General features: G+C 64.0%; 5 protein-coding genes and 1 pseudogene. 5 read left to right on the top strand and 1 reads right to left on the bottom strand.

Annotation, left to right across the window (positions count from 1 at the left end; all coding sequences use genetic code 11):
- The 3 genes and pseudogenes from ACIQ42_RS14070 to ACIQ42_RS14060 form a co-directional block, all read left to right on the top strand.
- Positions 1 to 2,384, top strand: a pseudogene (locus ACIQ42_RS14070) (DNA-directed RNA polymerase subunit beta'); the annotation flags it as partial.
- Positions 2,385 to 2,558: 174 nt separating this feature from the next.
- A complete protein-coding gene (locus ACIQ42_RS14065) occupies positions 2,559 to 4,490 on the top strand; it encodes an alpha/beta hydrolase family protein (protein WP_397422882.1) in 1,932 nt (643 codons plus the stop codon).
- Between the two features lie 65 nt (positions 4,491 to 4,555).
- Complete coding sequence (locus tag ACIQ42_RS14060) at positions 4,556 to 4,885, top strand: zf-TFIIB domain-containing protein (RefSeq protein WP_397422880.1); 330 nt, start codon at positions 4,556 to 4,558, stop codon at positions 4,883 to 4,885.
- A 10-nt stretch (positions 4,886 to 4,895) separates the two neighbouring features.
- On the opposite strand, the gene ACIQ42_RS14055 is transcribed toward ACIQ42_RS14060, so the two are convergent.
- The gene (locus ACIQ42_RS14055) at positions 4,896 to 5,600 is read right to left on the bottom strand and encodes a hypothetical protein (protein WP_397422879.1); all 705 of its coding nucleotides are present in this window, start codon (positions 5,598 to 5,600) and stop codon (positions 4,896 to 4,898) included.
- Between the two features lie 308 nt (positions 5,601 to 5,908).
- Here ACIQ42_RS14055 and rpsL point away from each other — a divergent pair, with 308 nt between their 5' ends.
- Both rpsL and rpsG read left to right on the top strand, forming a co-directional pair.
- Positions 5,909 to 6,280, top strand: a complete 372-nt coding sequence (rpsL, locus tag ACIQ42_RS14050; RefSeq protein ID WP_397403103.1) for a 30S ribosomal protein S12 — start codon at positions 5,909 to 5,911, stop codon at positions 6,278 to 6,280.
- A gap of 11 nt (positions 6,281 to 6,291) precedes the next feature.
- The gene (gene rpsG / locus ACIQ42_RS14045; RefSeq protein ID WP_397403101.1) at positions 6,292 to 6,765 is read left to right on the top strand and encodes a 30S ribosomal protein S7; all 474 of its coding nucleotides are present in this window, start codon (positions 6,292 to 6,294) and stop codon (positions 6,763 to 6,765) included.
- Positions 6,766 to 6,795: the final 30 nt, after the last annotated feature.

Here is a 6,795-nt window from a genome sequence, read left to right as displayed (position 1 = left end):
TGATCGACACGGTCTATCGGCACTGCGGTCAGAAGGCGACGGTCATATTCGCCGACCAGATCATGGCGCTGGGCTTCCGTGAGGCGGCCAAGGCCGGCATTTCCTTCGGCAAGGACGATATCGTCATCCCGGCCCGAAAGGCTCCGATCGTCGCCGAGACCCGCAAGCTGGTCGAGGAATACGAGCAACAGTATGCCGACGGTCTGATCACCAAGGGCGAGAAGTACAACAAGGTGGTCGACGCCTGGGCCAAGGCCACCGATCGTGTCGCCGACGAGATGATGGCCGAGGTTTCCTCTGCGCCCATCGGCGCCGATGGTCGCCAGGGCGAGATCAACTCGATCTTCATGATGAGCAACTCCGGCGCCCGCGGTTCGCAGGCCCAGATGAAGCAGCTCGGCGGGATGCGCGGCCTCATGGCCAAGCCCTCCGGCGAGATCATCGAGACGCCGATCATCTCGAACTTCAAGGAAGGCCTCACCGTTCAGGAGTACTTCAACTCCACCCACGGCGCCCGCAAGGGTCTGGCTGACACTGCGCTGAAGACCGCCAACTCGGGTTATCTTACGCGGCGTCTGGTGGACGTTGCGCAGGACTGCATCATCACCGAGGAAGACTGCGGCACCACCCGGGGCATCACGCTCCGCGCCGTGGTCGAAGGCGGCGACGTGCTGGTCTCGCTGGGTCAGCGCGTTCTGGGTCGTTTTGCGGCCGAGGACATCAAGGATCCGGGCACCAACGACGTCATCGTTCCCGCCGACAGCTATCTCGACGAGAATATGTGCGACGTGATCGAGGCCGCCGGCGTTCAGTCGGTCAAGATCCGCTCGGTGTTGACCTGCGAGACCAAGGTCGGTGTCTGCGGCGCCTGCTATGGTCGCGACCTCGCGCGCGGCACCCCGGTGAACATCGGTGAAGCGGTCGGCGTCATCGCCGCCCAGTCCATCGGCGAGCCGGGCACCCAGCTGACGATGCGGACCTTCCACATCGGCGGCACCGCCCAGGTGGCCGAGCAGTCGTTCTTCGAAACCGCCAACGACGGCGTGGCGAAGATCACCGGCGGCAACACGGTTATCGCACCGGATGGTTCGCTGATCTCGATGAGCCGGAACCTCACCCTGACCGTTCAGGTCGAGGGCAAGGACCGCGAGTCCTACAAGGTGCCATACGGCGCCCGCCTGCAGGTCAAGGACGGCGAGAAGGTCAAGCGCGGTCAGCGTCTGGCCGGCTGGGACCCCTACACCACGCCGATCATCACCGAAGTGGGCGGCAAGGTCCGTTTCGAGGACCTGGTCGAGAACTTCTCGTTCCGCGAGGAGGCCGACGAGGCCACCGGTATCTCGAACCGCGTGGTTATCGACTGGCGCGCATCGTCCAAGGGTTCGGACCTGCGTCCGGCCATGTCGGTGCTGGGCGATGACGGCGCCTACAAGCGTCTGTCGAACGGTGGTGAAGCGCGTTACCTGCTCCCGGTCGGGGCCATTCTCTCCATCGCCGACGGCGATGTGGTGAAGCCCGGCGAGATCATGGCGCGGATCCCCACGGAGAGCGCCAAGACCCGCGACATCACCGGCGGTCTGCCGCGAGTGGCCGAGCTGTTCGAAGCCCGTCGTCCGAAGGACTGCGCCGTCATCGCCGAAATGGATGGCCGTGTCGAATTCGGCAAGGATTACAAGAACAAGCGCCGCATCAAGATCACCCCGGAAGACGGTGGCGAAGCGGTCGAGTTCCTGATCCCCAAGGGTAAGCACATCGCCGTCCACGATGGCGACGTGATCCGCAAGGGCGAGTACATCATCGACGGCAATCCGGACCCGCACGACATCCTGCGGATCCTGGGCATCGAAGCCCTGGCCGAGTTCCTCGTGAACGAGATCCAGGAGGTCTATCGTCTGCAAGGCGTGCCGATCAACGACAAGCACATCGAGACGATCGTCCGCCAGATGCTGCAGAAGGTCGAAATCCTCGAGCCGGGCGACACCGGCCTGCTCAGGGGCGATCACCTGGACAAGCAGGAAGTCGAAGACGAAAGCGCCAAGGCGGAGATCCGTGGCGGTCGTACGGCGCTGACCCAGCCCGTGCTTCTCGGCATCACCAAGGCGTCCCTGCAGACCCGCAGCTTCATCTCCGCCGCCTCCTTCCAGGAGACGACGCGCGTGCTGACCGAGGCGGCCGTTCAGGGCAAGAGCGACACGCTCGAAGGCCTGAAGGAGAACGTGATCGTGGGTCGTCTGATCCCCGCGGGCACCGGCGCCTATCTGCGCAACCTGCAGCGCATCGCCGCCAAGCGCGACGAGGCGCTCACCGCCAGCCGCGAGGAAGCGATGGAGCCTCTGCCCCTGGAAATCGCGACTGCGGCCGAGGTCGAAACCGTCGAGGGCTGATGCCTGATCGACCTCTGAATGTTGTGGAACGGCCCGGGAGCAATCCCGGGCCGTTTCGTTTTCGGCAGCGCCCATCAGCCCCGAAAAATGGCCATTGCGAGCCCCCACGCTTCCGATAGGCTGCGGTTAGTTGGGCAACAATTCAGGGTGGCGGGCGTGCGTGGATTTTCTGGCGTGGCGGTTGCCGCCCTCGTGGGTGTTGCCACTCCGGCCATGGGCGCGCCGCCGCCGGCCTCAGCGTTCGGACGGCTTCCAGCGGCCGAAGATGTAGCGATCTCGCCCAACGGCCAGCGGATCGCGATCCTGGGCGGGCTGGCCGATCAGCGGGTGCTGTCGATCTCGACCATCGACAAGCCCGAGATGCCGTTCCTGAGGCTTGGGGACATTGAGACCATAAGTGTGCGCTGGGCCGGCGACGATCATGTGATCGTGCGCGTAGCGTACATGGACAGCGTGGGGCCTCGGCAGAACTACCGTTTCGAACGGAACATCTCGGTCACAGCCGAAGCCAAGGTCGCCGCGCGCATTCTCGACAACGACACCGATTCCCAGTTCACGACCTATCAGCCCATCCTCGGCATCACCTCGGCCATACCGCCGCGCGCGATGGTTCAGGGCATCACCTTCCAGGGAAACTCCCAGGTCTCTGAATCCCGGGTCCAAGTGAAGGGCCAGTCAGGCGTGGTGGCCAGCCTGTGGTCGGTGGACCCGGCGACAGGCGATGGCAGGCGGGTGGAGATGGGCAACTACGATACCGTCTTCTGGGAGGTTGATCGCGAAGGCAAGCCCCGCGTCCGGCTGGACATCAATGACCTGAACGGCAAGTTCGTGGTCTATGGCCGGGCGGGCGGCGGCGGGACCTGGAAGCCGGTCTGGAACGGCGGCGATTATGAGAGTCGTCTAACCTACTACGGATACTCCGAGCCTGATGACGCGGTTTATCTCAACCTCGATGAGGGGCTGGTGAAGCGAAGGCTTGCCGACGGCGTTGTTGAACCTTTGGGTTCGACGGCGGCTGGTCTCTCACCTCATCTGATCTGGGATGAGCACCGGAACACAGCGGCCGCCATCGGAACGGGTGGCGAACGCCCGACCTACGAGTGGCTGGAACCGGACATTGGCGCGGCGGCAAATGTGCTGATCCGCGCGTTCAAAGGCCAACACGTGCGCCTGATGGGTTGGTCGCAGGATCAGAAGCGTTTCCTGGCGCGTGTGTCCGGACCCGCCAACCCTTCGACCTGGTACCTCTATGACCGCCAGAAGAAGGAGGTGTCGCCGGTTGGCGAGGCGTATCCCGAACTCAAGGATGTGCCGATGGGGACCACCCGGTGGATCATCTACAAGGCCGCTGATGGGTTGGAGATCCCGGCCTATTTCACCTTGCCGCCGGGCGCGAAGGGCGGTGAGCGGCTGCCGGTCATTGTGTTTCCCCATAGCGGGCCAAATGTTCGCGACACCTATGATTTTGACTTCCTGGCCCAGTTTATGGCCACGCGGGGCTATGCCGTGCTTCAACCCCAGTTTCGGGGGTCATGGGGGTTTGGCAAGGCTCATGAGAAAGCCGGCCGAGGCGAATCCGGAGGCAAGATTCAGACGGATATGCAGGACGGTGTGGCCGCTCTCGCGGCATCGGGCGATATCGATCCGTCGAGAGCCTGTATCGTCGGTTCCGGATTTGGAGGCTATTCCGCCCTTGCCAGTGCCGCTTTGTTTCCGGGAGCCTACAAGTGTGCTGTAGCCATCGCGCCTATCGCCGATCTAGGCCTCTTTGTCACGGAGATAGCCCAACGGGGTCGACGTGATGAGGCCATCGACGAGTTGCGCCGGGAACTGGGCGCGGCGACCAAGGACAAGCTCTTCAATCAGTCACCGGTAAAGCACGCGAGTGCTGTTCAGATCCCCATTCTGATGATCCATGGCGACCAGGATACCGCCGTTTCGCTGACCCATTCACGCCTCATGGCCGAGGAACTGAAGAAGGCCGGAAAACCCCACGAACTTATCGTGTTGAAGGGGGAGAACCACTATCTCGCGAAGGCCGCGACGCGGATCCAGACGCTTGAGGCGATCGAGGCGTTCCTGGCGAAAAACCTGCCGGTGAATTGACCCGCCATACCCTTGGATTTCCGGTCGTCGCGCCTACATGTCGCTCGAACCTGGAGCCCAAACCCATGCCGCTGTTGCTATGCCCCAACTGCAACGCCTCGATGCAGAATGTGAGCCGATCCGGCATCGAGATCGATATGTGCTCCCAATGTCGGGGTGTCTGGCTGGATCGGGGCGAGCTGGAAAAGCTGCTGGATGGGGCCAGACAGGAGCGTGCGAGCCAGCAGGAGGACCGGCAAAGGTTCGAGCGTGAGGTCGGCGACTTCCATCGCGACCCCGATGACTGGAAGCGTCGCCATCCGCCTGTACAGGGGCGACCCGGCTACAAGTACGATGACGACTATGACTACAAGAAGCGGAAGAAGCGCTTCGACATCTTCGACATCTTTGATTGAGGCTGCGGCTTCAGAACGGGACCTTGAGCGGTTCTGCGCCGAGATCGTGCGATGAGGCGCCCATTCCCATGTTCGGAGCGCCCTTGGGCGGGCTGCGCTGTGCGTCCCACCCAGCGCCCGCAGGGACCGGGACCGGTGGGCCAGGCAGGCCCCGTTTGTAGCGGAAGTCAGCCTCCCGACCTGCGGCGGCGCGCGCCAGATCCGCTGCCTTACCGCGTGCGAGGCCCAGCCCTTGGAACGGGGCATCCTTTGCTCCCGACGCCAGCTGATCCTCACAGGCTTCGCGCTCCGCCCGCGACAATCCGACTGCGGCGGCGTTGGCGCATCCGACCCGGCCGCGCAGCGCGGCGCGCGCGTTGAGCGTCAGCGCGTTGGCGGGGGGTGGGGCGGGCGTGACGCCGGAGGCCGCAGCGGGAGCGGGGCGGGGCGCTTCGGCCCGGGGGGTAATCAGAGGTGTGACGTCAGAGGTCTCGTCCACAAAACGCTGGGGCCGCCGATGCAGGCGGATCGGCGCGGGTCTATCGCCGGTGGTGGCGCGCGTCGGAGGCAGGCGCGGCACGATCAGGATCGGAATGATCGCGATGGGCGGCCCCGATGGCGTCCGCGGCGCGATCAGCCGGGGCGAATGCAGGGCGACAAGCGTCAGCACCAGAACGTGGGCGGCGACCGACGCACTGGCGATGGCAATGTTCCGGCGCCGACCCACTTTGGCCATGATGGCGTTTGGCCCCCGCTAAGCTATGCAGCAAGGAGTGGGTGGTCGGGCGGCAAATTCATGGCCGTCGTCGCCCGATTTCCGCCTTGAGCCGGCAATTGACGGGCGGGCGCTTCCCGACTATGTAGCGCGCTCTTTCGAGGTCGGGGATTCTTCCCGGACCCGATGAGCCGCTTCCCGCCGGAACGCCGAACAGGTGCGCCGGCGAGTTTTTGCGTTTCATAGGGTGGCCTCGAAGATGCGACCACAATGACCCCAACTGAGGCGCCACGGCCAAACGGCACACGCCTCCACGTAAGCGAGACTAGATGCCGACAGTTAACCAGCTCATCCGCAAGCCCAGGCAGAACAAGCCCGTGCGCAACAAGGTGCCGGCCCTCAAGGGTTGCCCCCAGCGCCGCGGCGTTTGCACCCGCGTCTATACGACGACGCCCAAGAAGCCGAACTCCGCGCTTCGTAAGGTCGCAAAGGTGCGTCTGACCACCGGCATTGAAGCGGTGTGCTACATCCCCGGCGAAGGTCACAATCTTCAGGAGCACTCGGTGGTCCTGATCCGCGGCGGCCGGGTGAAGGACCTTCCCGGCGTTCGCTATCACATCCTGCGTGGCGTGCTCGATACGCAAGGGGTCAAGGACCGCAAGCAGCGCCGGTCGCACTACGGCGCCAAGCGTCCTAAGTAAGGAAATCAGAGATGTCCCGTCGCCGTCGCGCAGACAAACGCGTTGTTCTCCCGGACCCGAAGTTCGGAGATCTCGTTGTCACCAAGTTCATGAACTACGTGATGTATGAAGGTAAGAAGGCCGTCGCCGAGACGATCGTCTATGGCGCCTTCGATATCCTGGAGACCCGCCGCAAGGATCTGGGTCCGCTGGAAACCTTCCACACCGCGCTCGACAATGTGGCTCCGGCCATCGAGGTGCGCTCCCGCCGGGTCGGCGGCGCCACCTATCAGGTGCCGGTCGAGGTTCGCCCCGAGCGCCGTCGCGCTCTGGCCATCCGTTGGCTGATCAGCGCTGCGCGCAAGCGTGGTGAGAACACCATGACCGAAAAGCTGGCCGGCGAGTTGCTGGATGCGTCTTCCAACCGCGGTTCCGCCGTCAAGAAGCGCGAAGACACCCACAAGATGGCCGAAGCCAACCGGGCCTTCTCGCACTACCGCTGGTAAGCCCGAATTTACTGAGCTTTCCGGCGCGGG

The sequence above is a fragment of the Phenylobacterium sp. genome, from assembly GCF_044372605.1.
Classification (GTDB): Bacteria; Pseudomonadota; Alphaproteobacteria; order Caulobacterales; family Caulobacteraceae; genus Phenylobacterium.
Note: the sequence above shows the minus strand (reverse complement) of the source record. Positions and strands in the feature narration are given on the sequence as shown.

Bases quoted from the DNA above. Each gene is read 5' to 3' on its own strand.
- ACIQ42_RS14060 (WP_397422880.1), top strand. From the start codon at position 4,556: ATGCCGCTGTTGCTATGCCCCAACTGCAACGCCTCGATGCAGAATGTG.
- ACIQ42_RS14055 (WP_397422879.1), bottom strand. From the start codon at position 5,600: ATGGCCAAAGTGGGTCGGCGCCGGAACATTGCCATCGCCAGTGCGTCG.
- rpsL (WP_397403103.1), top strand. From the start codon at position 5,909: ATGCCGACAGTTAACCAGCTCATCCGCAAGCCCAGGCAGAACAAGCCC.
- rpsG (WP_397403101.1), top strand. From the start codon at position 6,292: ATGTCCCGTCGCCGTCGCGCAGACAAACGCGTTGTTCTCCCGGACCCG.